Annotated in this window: 22 protein-coding genes; 16 read left to right on the top strand and 6 right to left on the bottom strand. The window is 64.0% G+C overall.

The features are described from left to right. The first annotated feature begins 90 nt into the window (after positions 1-90). Positions 91-933 (top strand): HTH-type transcriptional regulator BhcR, encoded by an 843-nt coding sequence (gene bhcR / locus VQ045_RS13080; RefSeq protein WP_331830401.1) that lies wholly within the window; start codon positions 91-93, stop codon positions 931-933. Positions 934-1,133: 200 nt separating this feature from the next. Here the strand turns inward: bhcR and VQ045_RS13075 are convergent, their stop codons facing one another. After that, complete coding sequence (locus VQ045_RS13075; RefSeq protein WP_331830400.1) at positions 1,134-2,606, bottom strand: NCS1 family nucleobase:cation symporter-1; 1,473 nt, start codon at positions 2,604-2,606, stop codon at positions 1,134-1,136. A 179-nt stretch (positions 2,607-2,785) separates the two neighbouring features. Between VQ045_RS13075 and VQ045_RS13070 the strand changes: the two genes are divergently transcribed. From VQ045_RS13070 to VQ045_RS13015, 12 genes are all read left to right on the top strand, one after another. Next, positions 2,786-3,634, top strand: coding sequence for a MurR/RpiR family transcriptional regulator (locus VQ045_RS13070; protein ID WP_331830399.1), 849 nt, complete (start codon positions 2,786-2,788; stop codon positions 3,632-3,634). 121 nt (positions 3,635-3,755) lie between these two features. After that, positions 3,756-5,171, top strand: a complete 1,416-nt coding sequence (gene puuE, locus VQ045_RS13065) for an allantoinase PuuE (RefSeq protein ID WP_331830412.1) — start codon at positions 3,756-3,758, stop codon at positions 5,169-5,171. Positions 5,172-5,182: 11 nt separating this feature from the next. Next, entirely contained in the window at positions 5,183-6,034 is an 852-nt protein-coding gene (locus tag VQ045_RS13060; RefSeq protein ID WP_442879865.1) for a bifunctional allantoicase/(S)-ureidoglycine aminohydrolase, read from the top strand. Further along, complete coding sequence (locus VQ045_RS13055) at positions 6,031-6,546, top strand: ureidoglycolate lyase (protein ID WP_331830397.1); 516 nt, start codon at positions 6,031-6,033, stop codon at positions 6,544-6,546. Before VQ045_RS13060 ends, VQ045_RS13055 begins: the two co-directional genes overlap by 4 nt. A gap of 333 nt (positions 6,547-6,879) precedes the next feature. Continuing rightward, positions 6,880-8,538: a cytochrome-c oxidase, cbb3-type subunit I gene (gene ccoN, locus VQ045_RS13050; RefSeq protein ID WP_331830396.1), complete on the top strand. Its 1,659-nt coding sequence runs from the start codon at positions 6,880-6,882 to the stop codon at positions 8,536-8,538. A gap of 6 nt (positions 8,539-8,544) precedes the next feature. Beyond that, positions 8,545-9,279, top strand: a complete 735-nt coding sequence (gene ccoO / locus VQ045_RS13045; protein ID WP_331830395.1) for a cytochrome-c oxidase, cbb3-type subunit II — start codon at positions 8,545-8,547, stop codon at positions 9,277-9,279. A gap of 5 nt (positions 9,280-9,284) precedes the next feature. Continuing rightward, complete coding sequence (locus tag VQ045_RS13040; RefSeq protein ID WP_331830394.1) at positions 9,285-9,455, top strand: cbb3-type cytochrome c oxidase subunit 3; 171 nt, start codon at positions 9,285-9,287, stop codon at positions 9,453-9,455. Next, positions 9,446-10,327 (top strand): cytochrome-c oxidase, cbb3-type subunit III, encoded by an 882-nt coding sequence (gene ccoP / locus VQ045_RS13035; protein ID WP_331830393.1) that lies wholly within the window; start codon positions 9,446-9,448, stop codon positions 10,325-10,327. The genes VQ045_RS13040 and ccoP overlap by 10 nt, the downstream gene beginning before the upstream one ends. Positions 10,328-10,346: 19 nt before the next feature. After that, positions 10,347-10,532, top strand: coding sequence for a hypothetical protein (locus tag VQ045_RS13030; RefSeq protein WP_327624194.1), 186 nt, complete (start codon positions 10,347-10,349; stop codon positions 10,530-10,532). Between the two features lie 40 nt (positions 10,533-10,572). Further along, positions 10,573-11,352 (top strand): DUF2189 domain-containing protein, encoded by a 780-nt coding sequence (locus VQ045_RS13025; protein ID WP_327647062.1) that lies wholly within the window; start codon positions 10,573-10,575, stop codon positions 11,350-11,352. A gap of 66 nt (positions 11,353-11,418) precedes the next feature. Then, positions 11,419-12,105 (top strand): 5-formyltetrahydrofolate cyclo-ligase, encoded by a 687-nt coding sequence (locus tag VQ045_RS13020; RefSeq protein WP_327647064.1) that lies wholly within the window; start codon positions 11,419-11,421, stop codon positions 12,103-12,105. After that, positions 12,102-12,470: a DUF488 domain-containing protein gene (locus VQ045_RS13015; protein ID WP_327624197.1), complete on the top strand. Its 369-nt coding sequence runs from the start codon at positions 12,102-12,104 to the stop codon at positions 12,468-12,470. The genes VQ045_RS13020 and VQ045_RS13015 overlap by 4 nt, the downstream gene beginning before the upstream one ends. A 13-nt stretch (positions 12,471-12,483) precedes the next feature. Here the strand turns inward: VQ045_RS13015 and VQ045_RS13010 are convergent, their stop codons facing one another. Continuing rightward, positions 12,484-12,969 (bottom strand): Rrf2 family transcriptional regulator, encoded by a 486-nt coding sequence (locus tag VQ045_RS13010; protein ID WP_331830392.1) that lies wholly within the window; start codon positions 12,967-12,969, stop codon positions 12,484-12,486. 221 nt (positions 12,970-13,190) lie between these two features. On the opposite strand from VQ045_RS13010, the gene VQ045_RS13005 reads away from it, so the two are divergent. From VQ045_RS13005 to VQ045_RS12995, 3 genes are read left to right on the top strand one after another with little or no spacing between them, the layout of a single operon-like run. Further along, positions 13,191-13,358, top strand: a complete 168-nt coding sequence (locus tag VQ045_RS13005; protein WP_327624199.1) for a hypothetical protein — start codon at positions 13,191-13,193, stop codon at positions 13,356-13,358. A gap of 10 nt (positions 13,359-13,368) precedes the next feature. Next, positions 13,369-14,064: an NnrU family protein gene (locus VQ045_RS13000; RefSeq protein WP_331830391.1), complete on the top strand. Its 696-nt coding sequence runs from the start codon at positions 13,369-13,371 to the stop codon at positions 14,062-14,064. Positions 14,065-14,077: 13 nt separating this feature from the next. Next, positions 14,078-15,265 (top strand): NnrS family protein, encoded by a 1,188-nt coding sequence (locus VQ045_RS12995; RefSeq protein WP_331830390.1) that lies wholly within the window; start codon positions 14,078-14,080, stop codon positions 15,263-15,265. Positions 15,266-15,350: 85 nt separating this feature from the next. On the opposite strand, the gene VQ045_RS12990 is transcribed toward VQ045_RS12995, so the two are convergent. The 4 genes from VQ045_RS12990 to VQ045_RS12975 are packed head-to-tail and all read right to left on the bottom strand — an operon-like array spanning position 15,351 to position 20,040. Beyond that, positions 15,351-16,946: a gamma-glutamyltransferase family protein gene (locus VQ045_RS12990; protein ID WP_331830389.1), complete on the bottom strand. Its 1,596-nt coding sequence runs from the start codon at positions 16,944-16,946 to the stop codon at positions 15,351-15,353. A gap of 35 nt (positions 16,947-16,981) precedes the next feature. Further along, positions 16,982-18,490: a tripartite tricarboxylate transporter permease gene (locus tag VQ045_RS12985; protein ID WP_327647073.1), complete on the bottom strand. Its 1,509-nt coding sequence runs from the start codon at positions 18,488-18,490 to the stop codon at positions 16,982-16,984. An 18-nt stretch (positions 18,491-18,508) separates the two neighbouring features. After that, a complete protein-coding gene (locus VQ045_RS12980; protein ID WP_331830388.1) occupies positions 18,509-19,030 on the bottom strand; it encodes a tripartite tricarboxylate transporter TctB family protein in 522 nt (173 codons plus the stop codon). 35 nt (positions 19,031-19,065) lie between these two features. Continuing rightward, entirely contained in the window at positions 19,066-20,040 is a 975-nt protein-coding gene (locus VQ045_RS12975; protein ID WP_327624205.1) for a Bug family tripartite tricarboxylate transporter substrate binding protein, read from the bottom strand. Positions 20,041-20,797: the final 757 nt, after the last annotated feature.

Genomic DNA, 20,797 nt, shown 5'->3' with positions numbered 1-20,797 from the left:
TTTCATTCTGGAGATCGAATTTTTTGCCAAAAATATTTTTCATGCCAAGATGGGGTGGGATTTCGGCAGGTGGGCCGCGGAGGAGCGATCATGAACAAGGCGGACGATCTCCCAAGACGGTCGCGCGGCCGTCCGCGAACCCAGCCGATCGGCGAGCAGGCCGCTCCGGTTCAGGCCCTGGATCGAGGGCTGACGCTGCTGCGGACATTGGCGAAGGATAGCGGCCTGACGCTGACCGATATCGCGCTGCGACTCGGCATGCCGCCCTCCTCCGCGCATCGGATTCTGGCGACCTTGCAGAAACATGGCTTTGCTGAATTTAATGGCTCCGCCCAGGAGTGGTCGGTCGGCATCGAAGCCTTCCGGGTCGGCAACGCCTATCTGGTGGGCACCAATCTGCTCGAGGCGGCGCGCGAATTCATGCGGCGACTGATGGACGAAACCGGGGAAACCGCCAACCTCGCCATTGCCGACAAAGGCGAGGTGGTGTTCCTCAGCCAGGTCGAGTCGCACAATCCGATCCGGGCCTTCTTCCGACCGGGCACCCGCGGTCATCTGCACGCGTCCGGCATCGGCAAGGCGCTGCTGGCCAATATGGGGCGCGACGAGATCGAGACGATCCTGCAAAAACGGGGCCTGCCCGAATTCACCCCGAAGACCCTGACATCACCCCATGCGCTCTATGCCAATCTCGAAGCGACACGGGTGCGCGGCTGGTCGTTCGACGACGAGGAACGCTATCTCGGGATGCGCTGCATCGCCGCGCCGATCTTCAACGGCTTCGGCGAGGCCATCGCCGGCATCTCCGTGTCCGGCCCCACTGTCAGGTTTCCCGATGGCAAGATCGCCGAACTCGGTCCGGTGGTGAAACGCGCGGCTGACGAGGTCACCGCAAAGATCGGCGGCAGAGCCCCAGCGACAGACGTCGATTGAGGCGCGGCTGTGACAATCAAACTGGCCTTCGTTTCACTGCGTCGTGAGATCATTCGACAAGGCTGGCCCGGCCTTTCGGCTTTAGCGGTAAGTTTGGCGGGCCGTACGACTGACTTGCACCCCGTCTGCGTTAAATCCGGCGTAGGGTGCCGGCAATGTCTTCCCCGGCCTTGAGTACGTCAGGACCGGGGATGAACGGATCAGCGAAAATCCGAGACGTCGCTCAGGCTGGTCTCGATCTCGTCGACCTTTCGCATCATCACGAGATGCAGGCCGCCGCCGAGCAGAGCGCCGATGAGCCAGCCGAAGCCGGACAGCGCGGCAAGCGCCGGCATCCAGACGGTCGCCACCGAAAACACCGCCGCGATGGCGAAAGCGATGACCGCTTTCCTGTTCCAGCCGGAATCGTAATAGTAATTCCCACTCGGATCACTGGAGAACAGATCCTGCAGATTGATGCGCTGCTTGCGGATCAAATAGTAGTCGGCGACCAGGATGCCGTAGAGCGGAGCAAGGAACGCGCCGAGCGTATCGACAAAGGCGGCGATCCCGATATTGCTGATCACGGACACCCACAACGCGCCGATGAAGAAGGCGATGACCGCCGTGATGATGCCGCCCGTCTTGGCGCTGATCTTCGACGGCGCGAGATTGGCGATATCATAGGCGGGCGGGATGAAGTTCGCCACCAGGTTGATACCGACGGTGGCGGCGAAGAAGGTGATCGCCGCGATGATCGTCAGCCAGATGTTGTCGACCCGCTCGACGATGTCGGCGGGGTTGGTCAGCCGCTCACCGAACAGCACAACAGTGCCGGCGGTGATGAACAAAGCGATGAACGAGAAGAACGCCATCGACACCGGCAGGCCCCAGAAATTGCCGGCGCGCATCTGGCCCTCGGTCTTCACGAAGCGCGAAAAGTCGCCGAAATTGATCACCACGGCGGCGAAATAGGCGATCATGGTGCCGACGATCGCGATGAAGGCGCCGACCGTCGAGCGCTCGGTCTCACCCGGCGCCTGGAAGATGTTGCCGACCTCGGTGAGCAGCGCTCCGCCCGCCTGCCACCAGATCACCGCAAGCAGAACGATCATCACGATGTAGACGAAGGGGCCGGCCCAGTTGAGAAAACGGCCGACCCAGTCGATACCCATCATGAACAGCCCGACCTGGAACACGCAAACGATCAGATAGGAGATCCATCCCACCGTCGTCATGCCGAGAAGGGTCGCGCCGTCACCGCCGCCGAAAAGCGAGGTGAGGAGCAGCGCCACGGCGGTGGAGGCGAAGTATGTCTGCACCCCGTACCAGAAGATCGCGACGATGCCGCGAACCAGAGCCGGGAACTTGGCGCCCTGGACGCCCATGGCGACCCGCGCCATGACCGGATAGGGCACGCCGTACTTCACGCTCGCGCGGCCAGTCAGGTTGACCAGCGCCATCACGATAAAGCCCGCCACGACGATGGCGGCGAAAGTCAGCCAGCCATTCAGCCCGTAGGTGAAGAAAAGCGAGGCGGCCAGCGTGTAGCCGAACAGGCTCTGGATGTCGTTGTTCCAGACGTTGAAGATCTCGAAGGCACCCCATTTGCGCTCTTCCGGCGCAAGCGGTGCCAAATCCTCATTGTAGAGCGCGCCATCCTGTGACGCGATGCGAAACTGGTTGTCGGTCATCTCAAATCTCCTCCCGACCCGCCTGGCGACGCGCGTTTTGTCCGCGCTCTCCCTCTGCGTCCAAGCCCGCATTGCACGCGAGATTGCAAGATGATTTCCAGTATGTCAATATTTATGGAAATGAGTTTCCACAGACTTCCGTGCGTAGTCTGTGTCGCCGAAAGGGAGACGAGGAGCCGATGAAACCGTTCGTGGAATCGATCCATCGGTCATATGAAAGCCTGAGTTCCCGCGAGCGTCAGGTCGCCGATCTCGTCCTGGAGTCGCCCGGCGAGGTCAGCATGTATCCGGCATCCGAACTGGCGAAGCTGGCCGGCGTCTCGAACTCCACCGTCACGCGCTTCGTGCAGCGCATCGGGTTCGACAATTATGACGACATGCGCGTCGCGGCCCGCGAGGCGCGCAACTGGGGCTCGCCGCTGTTCCTGGCGTCGGGGCGCTCCCCCGAAAGCGGGGACGCGCCCGCGGATCCGATCGCACGGTTCGCCGAGCAGGAAATGGCGACGGTTCGTCTGGCGCTGGAAGGGTTGGACCCGGCGCGGCTCGACGAGATCGCCGCAGCGCTCTGGCAGGCGCGCAATCTGGGCTTCATGGGGTTCCGGAACAGCCATTACTTTGCCGGCTATGCCCGATGGCAGTTCATCCAGTTTCGCGAGCGCACCCGCTTGATACCCGGCGCCGGCGAGACGGTCGCCGAACGCATCGCCGATCTCGGGCCGGATGATGTCGTCCTGGTCGTCGCCATCCGCCGCATCGTCGGCAAGCTCAAGCGCTATCTCGAGGCGCTGTCGGGCCGCGGCGTCAAAGTGCTGCTCATCACCGACCCATCGGCGCGGGTGACGCCGGCTTACGCGCGGTGGACGATCGTCTGCCCGGTGGAAAGCTCCTACCCTCTCGATTGTTATTCGGGCGTCCTCGCGGTCATCCGCCTGCTGGCGCTGGAGACGTTCAAGAAATCTGGAAAACCCGGCCGCGACTATCTGGAGAAGATCGAGGCGCAGCACGAGATCCTGGGAGAGTTCGAATGAACCGGCCGCGGCACGGCGCGGTGCGGCGTACCCGCGAACTGTTTCGTGGATTATGTGACGATGCGCCCCGCGGTTTCGGCATAATGATGGAACTCGCGACCGAGCCAAGGAGCCGCATTTGATACGTTACCCACGCGATATGGCCGGTTACGGGCCGACGCCGCCCGACCCGAAGTGGCCGAACGGCGCCCGGATCGCCGTGCAGATTGTCCTCAATTACGAGGAGGGCGGCGAGAACAACGTCCTGCACGGCGACGCGGCGTCAGAAGCGTTTTTGTCCGAGATCGTCGGCGCCGCGGCCTGGCCGGGCCAGCGCCACTGGAACATGGAATCGATCTACGAATATGGGGCGCGCGCCGGCTTCTGGCGGCTGCACCGGCTGTTCACAGGCATGGAGATTCCGCTGACCATCTACGGCGTCGCAACCGCTTTGGCACGTTCGCCGCACCAGGTCGCTGCGATGCAAGAAGCCAGCTGGGAGATCGCCAGCCACGGCCTCAAATGGATCGAGTACAAGGACTTCAGTCCCGAGGACGAGCGTGCCCACATGGACGAGGCGATCCGCCTCCACACCGAGGTGACAGGAGAGCGGCCGCGCGGCTGGTACACCGGCCGCTGCTCGGAGAACACGGTGCGGCTGGCGGCGGAGGAAGGCGGCTTCGATTACGTCGCCGACAGCTACGCCGACGACCTGCCCTACTGGCTGCGCACCGGCGGCCGCGACCAGTTGATCGTCCCCTACACGCTCGACACCAACGACATGCGCTTCGCCTCACCACAGGGCTTCAATTCCGGCGATCAGTTCTTCGCCTATCTGAAGGACAGCTTCGACGCGCTCTATGCCGAGGGCGAGGTCGACAGCGCGAAGATGCTGTCGATCGGTCTGCATTGCCGCCTGGTCGGGCGACCGGGCCGGGTCATGGCACTCAAGCGCTTCCTCAAATACGCCGCCGGCCATGCCGATGTCTGGTTCGCCCGGCGGATCGACATCGCGCGGCATTGGGCGAAGCATCATCCGCCCGTTTCCTTCGATCGGCCGTCCGAGATGGACCGCGAGGCGTTCGTTGCGGCCTTCGGTGGCATGTTCGAGCATTCGCCCTGGATCGCCGAGGGCGCCCACGCGTTGGAACTCGGGCCTGCGCATGACAGCGCGAGCGGGCTGCACAACGCCCTCGCCCGTGTGTTCCGCGCGGCGGAGCCAGAGCGACGTCTGGCCGTCATCAAGGCCCACCCCGATCTCGCCGGAAAATTGGCAGCGGCGAAGCGGCTGACCGCCGAGTCCACCGCCGAGCAGGCCTCCGCCGGCCTCGATGCCTTGACCGATGCCGAGCGCGCCAATTTCACGCAGATGAACCAGCGCTATGTCGACAAATTCGGCTTCCCGTTCATCATCGCCGTGCGGGATTACGACAAGGCGGGCATCCTTGCCGCCTTCGAGCGCCGCGTCGACAACGACCGCGATACGGAATTTTCCGAGGCGTGTCGGCAGGTCGAGCGCATTGCCCGCCTTCGCCTTTCGACCATGCTACCCGAATGAAGGAGAGGCCGTTGGCCGAACGCAGCTATTACGCGCCGCAGGGCGGCTTGCCGAAGCAGACTGAACTGATGACCGACCGCGCGGTGTTTACCGAGGCCTATGCGGTCATCCCTCGCGGCACCATGCGCGACATCGTCACCAGCGCGCTACCCTTTTGGGACGGGACGCGGGCCTGGATTCTCGCCCGCCCTCTGTCGGGTTTTGCCGAGACCTTCTCCCAATACATCATGGAGGTCGCGTCGGGTTGCGGCAGCGACCGGCCGGAGCCTGACGCCGGGGCCGAAGCCGTGATCTTCGTCGTCGAGGGGCAACTGAGCCTGACGCTCCGCGGCGAAGAACATGTGCTCGAACCGGGCGGATACGCCTATCTTCCGCCGGGTAGCGACTGGACTGCGCATAACAACCGCGACTCGGCCGTCCGCTTCCATTGGATCCGCAAGGCCTACGAAGCGGTCGATGGTATCGCAGCGCCAGACCCGATCTTCGCCAACGAGAACGCCATTCCCCCGACGCCGATGCCGGACACCGACGGCGCCTGGGCGACGACCCGCTTCGTCGATCCCGCCGACATGCGCCACGACATGCATGTGACCATCGTCACCTTCCAACCCGGCGGGCTGATCCCGTTTGCCGAGACTCATGTCATGGAGCACGGGCTCTATGTGCTGGAAGGCAAGGCTGTCTATCGGCTGAACCGGGACTGGGTCGAGGTCCAGGCGGGCGACTTCATGTGGCTGCGCGCCTTCTGCCCGCAGGCCTGCTACGCGGGTGGACCCGGCCCGTTCCGTTACCTCCTCTACAAGGACGTCAACCGCCACGCGCGGCTCGGCCTGCCGGGTGACTTCGGCGGACAGCGCCGATGAGCCGGCGGATCGCGACCGAGCCGTTGACGGCGGCGGCCTTCGCGCCGTTCGGCGACGTACTGGATACGGCGGGCGAGCCGGACAGGCTGATAAACCAGGGGCTTTGCGGCCGATGGCACGACCGCGCCCGGCTCGACTTCTCGGACGGCCGCGCCGGTATCAGCCTGTTCAAGGCCGAGCCCCGGGCCCTGCCCTATTCCCTGGAAATGGTCGAGCGGCACCCGGACGGCTCGCAGGCGTTCCTGCCGATGGCCGAGCATCCCTTCCTGGTCATCGTCGCCGAGGACAACGGCGGCCGTCCAGGTCAGCCGCGCGGGTTCCTCACCCGGCCCGGCCAAGGCGTCAATTTTCACCGCGGCATTTGGCACGGCGTCCTGACCCCGCTCCACGAGCCCGGCCTCTTCGCCGTCGTCGATCGGATCGGCGACGGGGCAAATCTCGAGGAACACTGGTTCGACGAGGCCTATACGATCGCCGCCGGCGACGGAGACGAAAGCCGCGCAATCGTGTGATCTCCGCAATGGCGGCGTGAGTATGGTTCGGGACCGACGATCGCCCGGACCTGACACCTGATGCCGCTACGGGTTCGATGCAGAGAGCCCCCGAAACGGTCCCCAGGTTCTGGAGATATGCGGTATAACGTCACGCTGGGAATGGCGAAGAAACTTCAAAACTCCCAGACCGAATGGGGATTTTGGCATCCGGCTTCGTTTTTCACGAGGGTGAACAGATGGAAATCCGTACTTTCTCGGATTGTCGTCGGCAAAATTTAAAGATATACGATCAATGCATCTTTTTTGAACCGATGACCAACGGTGCTCCCGCACCGACAAGGCGATGGCGAAATGATCTCGCAACTGACCCGGAACGAGCGACAGCTTTCGATCGTCATTCTGGCGGTCCTGGCCGCTGTCGGACTGACGATGGCGGCGGCAGGTCGCGCCGATCCGCTCGGGATTCACGGCGCACTAGTGCTGGTCGCGGCCACGGCGATGATCCTGCTGCTCCTTGCCAACCACGACAGCCCGGAGCCGGACGCAGGGCGGCTTTCCCAATATTACGACGATCCCAGCAAGGTCGGCATCGTCCTGACCATGGCCTGGGCCGTCTTCGGCATGTTCATCGGCGTGTGGGTCGCAGCCCTGCTGGCCTGGCCGGACCTGACCTTCGACGCCGCCTGGGCGAGTTTCGGGCGGCTGCGTCCCGCCCATACGACGGCGGTCATCTTTGGCTTCGGCGGCAATGGCCTCATCGCCACGTCCTTCCACGTCCTGCAGCGCACGTCGCGCGCCCGGCTGGCCGGCCAGATCAGCCCGTGGTTCGTCCTGCTCGGCTACAATCTGTTCTGTATCATGGCGGTCACCGGCTATTTCATGGGCGTGACGCAGTCGAAGGAATACGCCGAGCCGGAATGGTACGCCGACATCTGGCTGGTCATCGTCTGGGTGACCTATCTCGTTCTGTACATCCGCACCCTGGCGCGGCGCAAAGAGCCGCACATCTACGTGGCCAACTGGTACTTCCTGGCGTTCATCGTCGTCGTCGCGATCCTGCACATCGTCAACAACCTGGCGATCCCGCTGTCGCTTGCCCATGCCAAGAGCTATTCGGCCTTTTCCGGCGTCCAGGACGCGATGACGCAATGGTGGTACGGCCACAACGCCGTCGCCTTCTTCCTGACCGCCGGCTTCCTTGGCATGATGTATTATTATCTGCCGAAGCGAGCCGGCCGGCCGATCTTTTCCTACCGGCTGTCGATCATCAGCTTCTGGGGCATCACCTTCATGTATATGTGGGCGGGCTCGCACCATTTGCATTACACGGCCCTGCCCCATTGGGTTCAGACGCTGGGGATGACCTTCTCGATCATGCTGCTGGTGCCGTCCTGGGCCTCGGCCGGGAACGCGCTGCTGACCTTGAACGGGGCGTGGCACAAGGTGCGTGACGACGCCACCTTGCGCTTCATGATGGTCGCGGCCGTGTTCTATGGACTGTCGACGTTCGAGGGCTCGTTCATGGCGATCCGCCCGGTCAATTCGCTGTCCCACTACACCGACTGGACCATCGGCCACGTCCATGCCGGAGCGCTCGGCTGGGTCGCGATGATCACCTTCGGCTCGATCTACAGCGTCGTTCCGTGGCTGTGGAAGCGCGAACGCATGTATTCGGCGGCGCTGGTGGAATGGCACTTCTGGCTCGCCCTCACCGGCACCATCATCTACGTCTTCGCGATGTGGAACTCGGGCATCATCCAGGGCCTGATGTGGCGCACCTATACCGAGGAAGGCACGCTCGCCTATTCGTTCCTCGACTCCCTTCTTGCCATGTACCCCTATTACATAGCGCGGACCTTCGGCGGCCTGCTGTTCCTGATCGGCGCGATCGTCGGCTCCTACAATATCTGGATGACGATCCGCCACGCGCCGCTGGCGGTCGCGGACGAAGCCAAGGATACGCCTGCCACCCGCACCGCCGCCCCCGGCGCCTTCCAACCGGCGGAGTGATCGGACATGGCTGAGTTCTTTCACCGCAAGCTTGAGCGGACCGCCATCGGTTTCGTCATCGCGATCATCGTCGTCGCCAGCATCGGCGGCCTCATCGAGATCGCCCCGCTCTTCACCATCGACGAGACCGTGGAGGAGGCGCCCGACATGCGGCTCTATACGCCGTTGGAGCTGGCCGGCCGCAACATCTACATCCGCGAGGGATGCTATGCGTGCCACTCGCAGATGATCCGCACACTGCGCGACGACGTGGAGCGCTACGGCCCTTATTCCCTGGCCGTCGAATCGCAATACGACCACCCGATGCTTTGGGGCTCGAAGCGGACCGGTCCGGATCTGGCGCGGATCGGCGGCAAATATTCGGACTTCTGGCATGTCGCGCATCTGACCAACCCACGCGATGTCGTGCCGCAGTCCAACATGCCGGCCTATCGATGGCTGATGCGCACGGGGCTGGAACTGGATGATCTGCCCCTGCACCTGAAGGCGCAGCAGCGGGTCGGTGTGCCTTACACCGACGAGATGGTGAAGAACGCCGCGGTGGACGCGGTCGGTCAGGCGTCGCCGGACGGGCGCTACGCCGCCGGCGTGACCGAACGCTACGGCGCGGCGACGACGATCAGCACCTTCGACGGGGTCGCGACGGAAGTCACCGAGATGGACGCGCTCGTCGCCTATCTTCAGATTCTCGGCCGGCTCACCAATGCCGCCCACGAGCAAACAGCGGCCGCGAGCGAGTAGGGAGCATGGATCTCGATCACGACACCGTCGTCGCCTTCTCCAAGAGCTGGGGCCTGTTCTACCTGATCGCACTGTCGATCGGCGTCCTGGTCTACGTCTTCTGGCCGTCCAACAAGAAGCGGTTCGACAAGGCCAAGAAGGACATCCTCGATAAGGACGATACGCCATGGACGTAGGCGAATACGATCCGGTAACCGGGCGCGAGACTACTGGGCACGAGTGGAACGGCATCAAGGAACTCAACACGCCAGTGCCGCGGGTGGTCCTGTTCTTTCTTGCCGCCACCGCCACTTTCGCGGTGCTGTGGTGGTTCTTGATGCCGGCATGGCCATTGGGCTCGACCTACACCAAGGGTCTTCTCGGGATCGACCAGCGTGAGATCGTCACCGATCAGTTGCAAGAGGCCAAGGTCGAGCGGGCGGCGTGGGTGACCCGGATCGAATCGTCGAGCTACGACGAGATCCAGGCCGATCCGACGCTGATACGGATCGTTCAGGAAACCGGCCCCCGGCTATACGGCGACAATTGCGCCGCCTGCCACGGCGTCGACGCCAAGGGCGCCGCCAACTATCCCGACCTGACCGACGATGACTGGCTTTGGGGCGGCGAGCCGGAGACGATCGCCGAAACCATGCGCGTTGGCATCAACTCGCCGCATGACGAAGGCAGGCTCGCCCAGATGCCGGCGTTCGGACGCGATCAGATGCTGGATCGCACGCAGATCAACGATGTGGCGGCCTATGTTCTGTCGCTGAGCGATCCCGCTGCCTCGACCTCCAGGGACGCCGAAAAGATCGCGGCCGGAAAAGACGTCTTCCTGGCCAATTGCGCCGCCTGCCATGGCGACGACGCCACGGGCTCGCGGGATCTCGGAGCGCCCAATCTGTCCGACCGGACCTGGCTTTATGGCGGCAATCTCCAAACCATCATCACCACGATCCACGGCGGACGGCAGGGCCACATGCCGACCTGGGAGAACCGTTTGAGTCCCGCTGACATCAAGATTCTCGCGCTGTATGTCCACTCCCTCGGCGGCGAGGCACCTTGAGGCGAAAGGAAAGCCGATGATGACGCGCGCTCGCAAAGCGAAATGGCTGATCGGGCTGGTCGTTTCTGCGGGCGTCTTGCTTCTGGTGGGGGTCAACGTGCATCTTGTCTACGTGGCATTCGCGTCCCAACCCGAATGCGTTTCTCATCTGAAGGAGAACGGTTCGGATTCGGGACGCTATCGAGCGGCGAAGTCCGCTTGCTGAAGGAGATCCGCGAAACCAACAAGTCGAACGGGAGGCAAAGATGAACGCGGCGAAAGTGACAAGCAGCGTAACGCAGGGCGCGAGGTGGCGGCGTGATCTGCCGGCATCCGCCGCTCTCGACTGGCTACGACGCGGCTGGAGCGATTTGACGGTGCGTCCCGGTCTCAGCCTGTTCTACGGCGTCGGAGTCCTGGCGGTTTCCCTTCTGGTGGTCTGGGGAATCTTCACTCTGGATTGGGGCTTTGTGCTCTTCCCCGCCTTGGCCGGCTTCATGATCGTCGGTCCGCTGCTGGCGATTGGTCTCTACGAGAAGAGCCGGTCGCTGGAGCGGAACGAGCCGGTGACGATGAAGCGGATGTTCCTCGTTGAGGCGAAATCCGGCGGCCAGATTTTGTTCATCGGCGTTCTTTTATGTCTGTTGATGCTGGTATGGATGCGCACCGCGGTGATCGTCTACGCGCTGTTCTTCGGTTATCGGCCCTTCCCCGGCTTCGACAACGTTATCCCCATGCTGGTCACCACCTGGAGCGGTTGGGGAATGCTGATCGTCGGCACGATCGCCGGTGGGCTGTTCGCCGCCTTCTCCTTCGCGATCAGCGCATTCTCGATCCCCATGCTGCTCGACGAGCGTAGCGACGCCTTCACCGCGATGGGAACCAGCATGGCCCTGGTCTGGAACAATCTGCCGGTGATGCTCGCCTGGGGCGCGATCGTCGTCGCCCTGTTCCTGGTATCCGCCTTGACCGGCTTGCTTGGGCTGATCGTCGTGTTTCCGCTTCTCGGCCATGCCACCTGGCATGCCTACAAGGCGGTTCGATGAGGAGCTGACGCGCTTTCGCATCCGGCACTGCTGCCGACAGAAGCTGATCCACGAGGGAGGACTGAGATGACCGAGGAGAACGATCAGCCGGGGGAATTCGCCTCACCGCCCTGTTTTGCCCATGAGCTGCGGGAAACCCCGGAGGGCTTTGTCGCGGGCGACGCGGCGGCCGCGGCCGACCTCGCGCGCTGGCGCAAGGCCGAGCGCGAGCGGCTGATCGCGATGCGCCTGGCGACGGCCGTCGACGAGCGCAGCCGCGTCGCCGACGAGGTCGCCGCCGAGCTCGACGGGCTGGTCGATGTGCGGCCCGGGCTCGTCGTCAGCCTCTATTGGCCGATCCGGGGCGAACTCAACCTGTTGCCCTGGATGCGTTCCATGCATGAACGCGGCGCCCATATCGGCTTGCCGGTGGTGGTGGCCAAAGGCCAGCCGCTGATCTTCCGGCGATGGACGCCGGAAGGGCGAATGGAGCGTGGCGTCTGGAACATCCCGATCCCCGCCGATGGTGAGGAACTGACGCCCGACGTAGTGCTATCGCCGGTGGTCGGCTTCGACGCCCAGTGCTACCGGCTCGGCTACGGCGGCGGTTTTTACGACCGCACGCTGGCGGCGCAGCCGCGAAAACCGCTGGTGATCGGCGTCGGCCTGCCGACGATGCAAATCGCGACGATCTACCCGCAGCCCTACGACATCCCCATGGATGTGATCGTCACCGGAAAAGGCCAGATCGCCCGGCCCGAGACGCGTGGATGACCAGCCTCTGGGTGCGGCGGGCCTATGACACGCCGAGCCGGTCGGACGGCCAGCGCGTCCTGGTCGATCGCCTGTGGCCGCGCGGGGTCTCCAAGGATGCCTTGAAGCTCGATGACTGGGCAAAAGACATCGCGCCAAGCGAGGCCTTGCGCGATTGGTTCGGCCACGACGCCGCCAGATGGGACGAATTCAGACGGCGCTACGCCAAGGAACTCGACGCCAACCCCGAGGTGGTACAGGCGTTGCGTGACCGTCTCGCAAAGGGCCGCGTGACGCTCGTCTACGCTGCGAAGGACACTGCCCACAACAACGCCGCCGCACTGAAGGCGTATCTGGAAAAGCGCCAAGCCAGCGCTACTAAATGAGCGATGCCGCCCGCTACCCCGGGGCAGCGGTTGCGGGCGCGGCCTTGCCCGGACCGCCCGGGTCGACCGGAAGCCCGAGGATGTCCTGGAGCGGCGTGCGAGCGACGACGAGATCGGCGAGGGTGAAGCGGTCGAGAACCGCGAGATAGGCGTCGAGCGCCTCAACCAAAGCGCCCCGCAACCGGCACGGGCCGGTGATGACGCAGCGATTGCGGGTCGGATCGAAGCACTCGACGAGACGGAAATCATCCTCCGTTGCCCGGACCACATCGCCGATGACGATGCTGGCGGGGTCGGTCCTGAGCCGCAGGCCACCACCCCGCCCCCTGACGGTTTCGACGAAACCGCCCCGTCCAAGTTCCTGGGCAATCTTCATCAGATGGTTGCGCGAGATCCCATAGGCCTCGGCGACCTCCTGGATGGTCGCCAGCGCATCCGGCTTCACCGCCAGATACATCAGGAGCCGCAAGGCGTAGTCCGTATAAAGGGTCAGGCGCACGGGAATTCTCCAAAAGATGCATGTACGGTATTGCTTTAATCGCGGCGGCGCAATATCCTTTGAAAAGATGGATTGGCAGCGCATCTTTTGGCATCGAGCACGGCGTCACCAGCCGGACCAGCGCGCCACGCCCACTCGAAAAAGGCGACGCCCGCGCGGCAGGAGCGACTTGTCATCGGCCCCGTGGATGGCACCCGCGTCGCGGAAATGAGGACGAAGCGATGAGATTTCTGCACATCCTGCTGGACGTATTTCTATTTCCCGGCAATCTCATGCTCCGCAAATGCGGCATCAGCATCGAGGAGGACGGAGGGCTGTTCCGGTCCTTCGTCAATATGTGTGTCTGGGGCGCCGCCAGCCTGGCCGTGGCGATGTATATCTTCCTGTAGAAGCGCCGCCGTGGTTCAGTTCGCCCTCGCCTATGTCCTGTTCATGACCGCCCATCTCGTGCCGGCGGCGCCGCATCTGCGCGGCTTCGCCATCCGCACGCTCGGTCGCCGGACCTATCTCGTCCTCTACTCCCTCGCTTCCCTTCTCCTGCTGATCTGGCTGATTGCCGCCGCACGCTCGGCGCCGACGCTGTTTCTGTGGCCGCTAACGCCTGAATTGGTGCTGATTCCGCTGATCGCCATGCCGTTCGCCTTCATCCTTGTCGTCGCCGGGCTGCTCCAGCCCAATCCGCTGTCGGTGTCATGGCGAGGCGGCGTGTTCGACCCGGCCCGGCCGGGCATCGTCGCCGTGACCCGTCATCCGGTGCTGTGGGGTTTCCTGCTCTGGGCGCTGTCGCATGTCGCGGTGAACGGCGACATGGTCTCGGTCGCGTTGTTCGGCGGGCTGGCGCTCTACGCCGTGGTCGGGTTCGGCCTCGCCGACAAGCGGGCGAAATCCCGGCTCGGACCCTATCGATGGAACACCTTGGCTGCGCGCACATCGATCATCCCGTTCGCCGCCGTTCTGAACGGCCGGGTCGGTCTATCTCCCGACATGTCGACGCTCGCCGGAATTCTCGGCGGACTGGCGCTCTATGTCGCGTTTCTCGCCGGCGGCCATTTCTGGCTCTTCGGCGTCGACCCGCTCGTCTTCCTGAACCCCTAATCGAGGTCGCCCGATGTCGATGCCGCCGCTTCTCAGTTACGGTTTCCGCCCGTTCTTTCTGCTGGCGGCCCTATGGGGCGGGGCGGCGGTGCCGTTGTGGCTCCTCGCCTATCGCGGCTCGATTCACATTTCAAATGCCTATGGCGACCTTGCCTGGCACGCGCACGAGCTGATCTTCGGCTATGCCGCGGCCGTGATCTGCGGCTTCCTCTTCACCGCCATCCCCAACTGGACCGGGCGCTTTCCGGTCAAGGGTGGGCCGCTCCTGTTTCTGGTCGTGATCTGGGTGTTCGGCCGCCTCGCCATGCTCGGCGCCGATTGGATCGGCCTCGCGGCCGCCGCCGTGATCGATGTCCTGTTTCTGGTCGCCGTGATCGGCTTCGCCGCCCGCGAGATCATCGCCGGCAGCAATTGGCGGAACCTCCGCGTGCTGGTGCTTGTCGGGGCGCTGCTCGCCGGGAACGTTCTCTTCCATGTCGCGATTCTGCGTGGAGATCCGACCGATCTCGCGCTGCGTCTTTCGATCGCCGCACTGATCGCGCTGATCACGCTGGTCGGCGGCAGAGTGACCCCGAGCTTCACCCGTAACTGGCTGGTCAAGCGTGCCAAGCCCCTGCCCTCATCCTTCGGCCGACCCGACGCGCTCGCCATCGGCGCGACCGTGGTGGCGCTGCTCGCCTGGGTCGTCGCTCCCGAGGCGATCGTCACCGCCGGGCTGGCGCTGCTGGCCGCTGCGCTGCTGATTGTCCGTCTCCTCCGCTGGCGCGGCTGGCCGACCTGGCGCGAGCCGATCCTCCTCATCATGCACATCGCCTACGCCTTCGTTCCGGCCGGATTCGGGTTGCTCGCCGCTGGTGTCGCCTGGCCCGACATCATACCGGCGAGCGCCGCGATCCACAGCTGGACCATCGGTGCGATCGGCACGATGACGCTCGCGGTGATGACCCGCGCGAGCCTTGGCCACACCGGCCGGTCGCTCAATGCGTCTCCCGCGACCATCATCCTCTACGCCGCCATGCTGATCGCCGCGCTGGCGCGCATCGCTGCGGCACTCACACCGGAATTCGCACTGCCGCTTCTCAGCCTTGCGGGCGCCGGCTGGAGCATCGCCTTGCTCGGCTTCGCGGTCGTCTACGGGCCGATGTTGGCGGCGGCACGGCCGCGCCGGGCAAAAGCCGAAACGTCACCGGCCGTTCGATAATCCAGCGTGGCATCGGCGGGACCTTGCCGCGACGCGATGCGCCAAGGACAGATTTCCGGCGAAACCACGTGTTAAGGCTCGATCTCTAGAAGCCGACCGCTTGGCCATCCTTGCGGGGATCGGAGCCCGCAACATAACCACCCGCGACGCGATGGACGAGTTGCGCGCCGCCAAAGCCGAAGGCGACGGCATCGCCGGTTTCGCGGACCACGCGATGCCCCTTCGCCTCGAGGGCTGAAAGCACGTCGTCGCCGGCCGCTGCCTCGATCGCCACTTCGAGACCCTCCATTGCCCGCCAGCGCGGCGCGTCGACCGCCGTCTGCGGATCCTGCCCCCAGAGCTGGGTGCGCAACACCATCTGCACATGCCCTTGCGCCTGGATCGGCCCCCCCATCACGCCGAAGCTCATCAACGGCTGACCGTCCTTCATCACGAAGCCCGGAATGATCGTATGGAACGGCCGCTTGCCGCCGGCGACCTCGTTCGGATGTCCCTTCGCCAAGGAGAACCCATGTCCGCGATTTTGCAGGCTGATCCCGGTTCCCGGCACGACCACGCCAGAGCCGAAGCCGGAATAATTCGACTGGATGAACGAGACCATCATGCCGTTCTCGTCGCACGCCGACAGACAGATGGTGCCGCCGTGCTTCGGCGCGCCGGCCTTGAAATCCTGTGCCCGATCCGGGTCGACCAGCTTTGCCCGATCCGCCAGATAGCTCTGGTCCAAAAGATGGGTTTCCTCGATCTCGCGCATGTGCTCGCGATCGGCGACGAACGTCCACATGTCGCGGAAGGCGAGCTTCATCGCCTCGATCTGAAGGTGCAGCGCCTCGACGCTGTCGGGTTCGAAACGCTCGATGCCAAGGTGCTGGAGAATGCCGAGCGCCATCAAGGCGGCGATGCCCTGACCATTCGGCGGAATTTCGTGCAGATCGACCTCGCCGAAGCGCTGATGGATCGTTCCGCACCAATCGCTTGCGTGGGCGGCAAGGTCGTCCTCGGTCATGGCGCCGCCATGCTCCTTGGCAAACGCCGCGATGCGGGCCGCGAGTTCGCCGCGATAGAACGCCTCGCCCTTGGTCTCGGCGATCAGCCGCAGGGAACGCGCGAGATCGTCGCTGCGAAACAGCGTGCCGGCGGCAGGCGTGTGTCCACCTGGCATGAAATGTTCGGCGAAGCCCGGCTGCTTGTGGAGAATTTCACCGCCCATCGCCCAGAGCTCGGCGATGATCGGCGAAACCAGAAAGCCGTTCTCGGCATAACCGATCGCCGGCTCGATCAGTGCCTCGAACGGCAGTTTGCCGAACCGCGCCGACAGGTCGTGCCAGGCGGCGACGGCACCGGGAACGGTGACGCTCTCCCAGCCGCGCAACGGCATCGCATCGCTTCCGGCGAAGCGATCGGGCGTCCATGCCGCCGGGCTGCGGCCGGACGCATTGAGGCCATGCAGTTCCTTGCCGTCCCACAGGATCGCGAAGGCGTCGCTGCCAAGTCCGTTGCCGGTCGGCTCGACCACGACGAGCACGGCCGCCGCCGCGATTGCCGCGTCAACGGCGTTGCCGCCCTTGGCGAGCATCGAGAGACCCGCTTGCGAGGCCAGAGGCTGCGAGGTCGAGACGACATTGCGGGCGAAGACGGGCGAGCGGCGGGACGCATAAAGTGGGTCATGGCGATATTGCATGGGTCAGGTTTCCTCGCGGGTAATATTGCCGGACGTCAGGATGAACTCGGCGCCAGCATGCTCTTGCGACCCTTCATGTAAGCGCGAGCGCTCCAGACGATCGAAAGAACCGCAGCGACCAACAGAAAGGCCGAGATCGGGCGGGTGAAGAAGGTCGTCCAATCGGCATCGCTCATCAGGGCGCGGCGCAAATTGGTTTCCGCTATCGGGCCGAGGATCACGCCAAGCACCAGCGGGGCCAAGGGGTAGTCCAGCTTCTTCAGGACATAGCCCAGCAATCCGACGAAGCCGAGCAGATAGACGTCGGTGATGCGATTGTTGAGCGCGAATGCGCCGACCACGCAGCAGACCGTGACGACGGGCACGATCACAAACTTCGGAATTTCCGTGACGCGAAGGAAGAACCGCATCGTGGTGATGCAGATGATCAGCATCATCAGGCTCGCCACCACCATGGCGATGAACATGCCGTAGACGAGGTCGCCATGTTCCATGATCAGACGCGGGCCGACGCTGACCCCATGCACCATCAGCGAGGCCATCAGGATCGCGTCAACCGCCGATCCGGGAATGCCGAGCGCGATCATCGGAATGAGGCCGCCGCCGGCGGTGGCGGAGTTGCCGGCTTCCGAAGCGACGACCCCGTCGGCTATACCGGTGCCAAATTTCTCCGGGGTTTTGGAGGCCCGCTTGGCCTGATCGTAGGTCAAAAGATTGGCGATCGAACCGCCGGCTCCCGGCACGGCGCCGACGAAAACGCCGAGCAGCGAGGACCTCAGGAGGTTCCCCGGGCGGCTGAGCACCTCCTTCATGACGGTCCATGTGTGGAAATCGATCCGGCCCGAGATCAACGCGGCATTCGTCTTGACCGCCGTGGGATTCTCGAGTTCGCTCATCAACTGGCTGATCGCGAAGATGCCGATGAGAACCACGAGAAACGGTAGCCCGGGCGCCAGCATCTCGATATCGAAGGTGAAGCGCGGCCGCCCCATCATCGGGTCGGGCCCGATCACAGCGATCGCGAGGCCGATGACGCCGGCGATCAATCCGCGCAGCAACGACGCACCGACCAGACTGGCGACGATCGTCAGGGCAAAGACGATCAGCGAAAAATATTCCCAAGGCCCCAACCGAACGGCAACGATCGCCAGCGGCGGCGCGGCGACGATCAGCACGAGGGTGGAGATGATCGTCCCGAAGAACGAGGCCCACACGCCGAGTGAGAGGGCGCGGCCCGGCTCTCCATTGCGCGCCATTGGAAAGGCGTCGAAGGTCGTGGCGACCGACGAGGGCGTGCCGGGAATGCCGAGCAGCGCCGCCGAGATGAGCCCCCCGGTGTAACCGCCGACATAAACCGACAGCATCACCGAGATGCCCTGCAGCGGTGGCATGGTGAAGGTCAGCGGCAGCGTCAGCACGATTGCCATGGTGACGGTGAAGCCGGGTATCGCTGCCGCGATGATGCCCGCCAGTGAGCCAAGCGCCATGTAGAGAAGCGTGTCGGGCGCCAACACCTGGACGAGCCCGAGCAGAAAATCGTCCATCTACGGTGTCCCTCCCGCTCAGCCCAACAGGCCGCGGGGCAGAAAAACAGTAAAGCCTTCGGCAAACAGCCAGTTCAGGCCAAAGGAAAAGACGATGGCAACCAAAAGCGCGGTCACGATCGTCCGTCGGTCGCGCGGCGCCGCGATCAATTGCGCGACGAGCAGGAAAAGGAAGGTCGCGATCGAGAAGCCGAGCGTCCTCAGTCCGGCGAGGTAGAGGCCGAAAGCGAGAAAAACCAGGATGACCAGACGGTGCGAAAAAGCGAAGGCGCGGATGCGGGCAGCCCAGCCTGTCGGCAGACCCCAACGCGACAAACGTCTGGCCGACAGAAAGATCGCGACCAGACACAAGGCGGCGAGCAGCCCCATCACCAGCTTCGGGAACGCACCAGCCCCTAGCGGCTCCCATCGCGATACCGGCAGGCCGATAGCGGCGACATACAGGCCGGTGGCCACGATCAGGAAGACGACGTAGGAAGCGAGTTTGGCGACTTCGCCGGCGACCTCCTCGTCGGAAACCTGCGGGGATGCCGCAAACATGGCACCCCCGTCAGAAATTTTCTTGTCTGGAGTGATCATCCCGCGAGACGGCCCACCAGGCGGTCGATCGTCGCGTCGAGTTTTTCCAGATAGGTCCGGTATTCTTCCTGGCCTCGGAAATCGACCTCGGCGCCGGCATTGTTGATCTGCTCGACGAACGCCGCATCCTCGGACAGTTTCTCCAGCGCGGATTCGAGGGTCTTGCGCGTCTCTTCCGGCGCCCCTTTGGGCATCACGATCCCGCGCGTGATCGTCAGTTCGAGATCATGGCCCAGTTCCTTCAGCGTCGGAACGTCGGGCGTGGCCTCCAGGCGCTCGGCCGCGCCGGTCGCCAGGAAACGCAGATCGCCGTTCTTGACGAATTCCAGTGATGAAGAAACATCGCCGATGGCCGCGTCGAGATTGCCGCCGACGAGAGCCCGGATACGCTCGCCGGTTCCCTCGTAGCCGACATAGGACAGCTCGATACCCGCCGCGTCCTCGATCATCGCCGCGTGCAGATGCGGGACGCCGCCGAGCGTGACGCCGGTCTTGATCTCGCCGGGGTTCTCCTTGGCGTAGGCCACGAACTCCTCGAACGTCTTCCAGGGGCTGTCGGCGCGCACGACCAGATATTGCGGCGACGACGTCATCAGCGCGATCGGGTCGAACGTATCCCAGTTGATATCGGTCAGGCCGGTCTTGTTGGCGACCGGCAGGCCTTCGTGCACCTGGCTGATCGTGTAGCCATCGGCCTCGCGCTTGCTGGCCTCAGTCAGGCCGACGGTGCCACCAACGCCTGGCATGTTGATCACCGCGAGCGGCTGACCGAGAAATGGCTCGGCGTTGTTGGCAATAATACGCATCAGCGTGTCGCTGCCGCCCCCAGGTCCCCAGGGAACGATGAACTCGACCGCACGCTCGGGATATTCCTGAGCCTGGGTGGACGATGCCAATCCCGTCAGTGCGGACAACGTCATCGCACCCGCGATGGTGAGGTTCCTCAGTTCGGCCAGCATAATCGCATTCATCCTTCTGTCTTGGAGTGCCCGCCCTATTCGACGGCCCCAAGGGTTGCGGTGGGAAATGGGCTACGCCCTCAATCGACAGCGCTGCCCGGCAGCTGTTGGGACGGAGCCTAAGAGGAGTGCTTGAGGATGGCAAGCAAGTTTGACAAATGCGTGGGATACCACCCATTTGCGCGGGGAACCTCTGCCGGCGACGATGTCGCATGCGGATTTCGATCCACATTGGCTGGGTAGCATCGGAATTGGCGACATGCCTGCGGGCGCGGACCAGCGTCCGGTCCGGCCATCTCATGTCTTGACCGGCTGCAGGATCGTGAAATCGCCCCCCCTCATCCGCCTGCCCCCTCATCCGCCTGAAGGACCTCCTGGGCACAAATCTGATCATAAGCCGCGCCGCCCGGTCGCCGGGTTCGACGGCGATCGGAAGGTCCGGCGCCGCCGTTCCAGCTCGTCGTCATCGACCTACTTTTCCGCACGAAGACGCGCCTTCCCGAGACAGCCGCGTCTTTGGCGTCGTTGAATCGGCTGCGCGACACATGTGTCCGCCACATCGTCGGGGACGCGCCGCACATATTGGTAGACCCGTTTTGCACGGTCACAGGGTTGGGCAGAGGAAGGGAATCCTCATCCATGTGAAGCATGTCGGACGGGGCCCGGTCCGAATGTCGACGGCCGTCGGGCAATTGCAATGACTTGCGGAGATTTTGGTGGGCCCGGCAGGTGGCCTTGGCCCAATGGATCATGACGTGCGGTCTCCTGC

Source organism: Aurantimonas sp. E1-2-R+4, from assembly GCF_036549515.1.
GTDB classification, from domain to species: domain Bacteria; phylum Pseudomonadota; class Alphaproteobacteria; order Rhizobiales; family Rhizobiaceae; genus Aurantimonas; species Aurantimonas coralicida_A.
The sequence above is the reverse complement of the archived record's forward strand: the minus strand, read 5'-3'. Positions and strand labels throughout refer to the sequence as shown.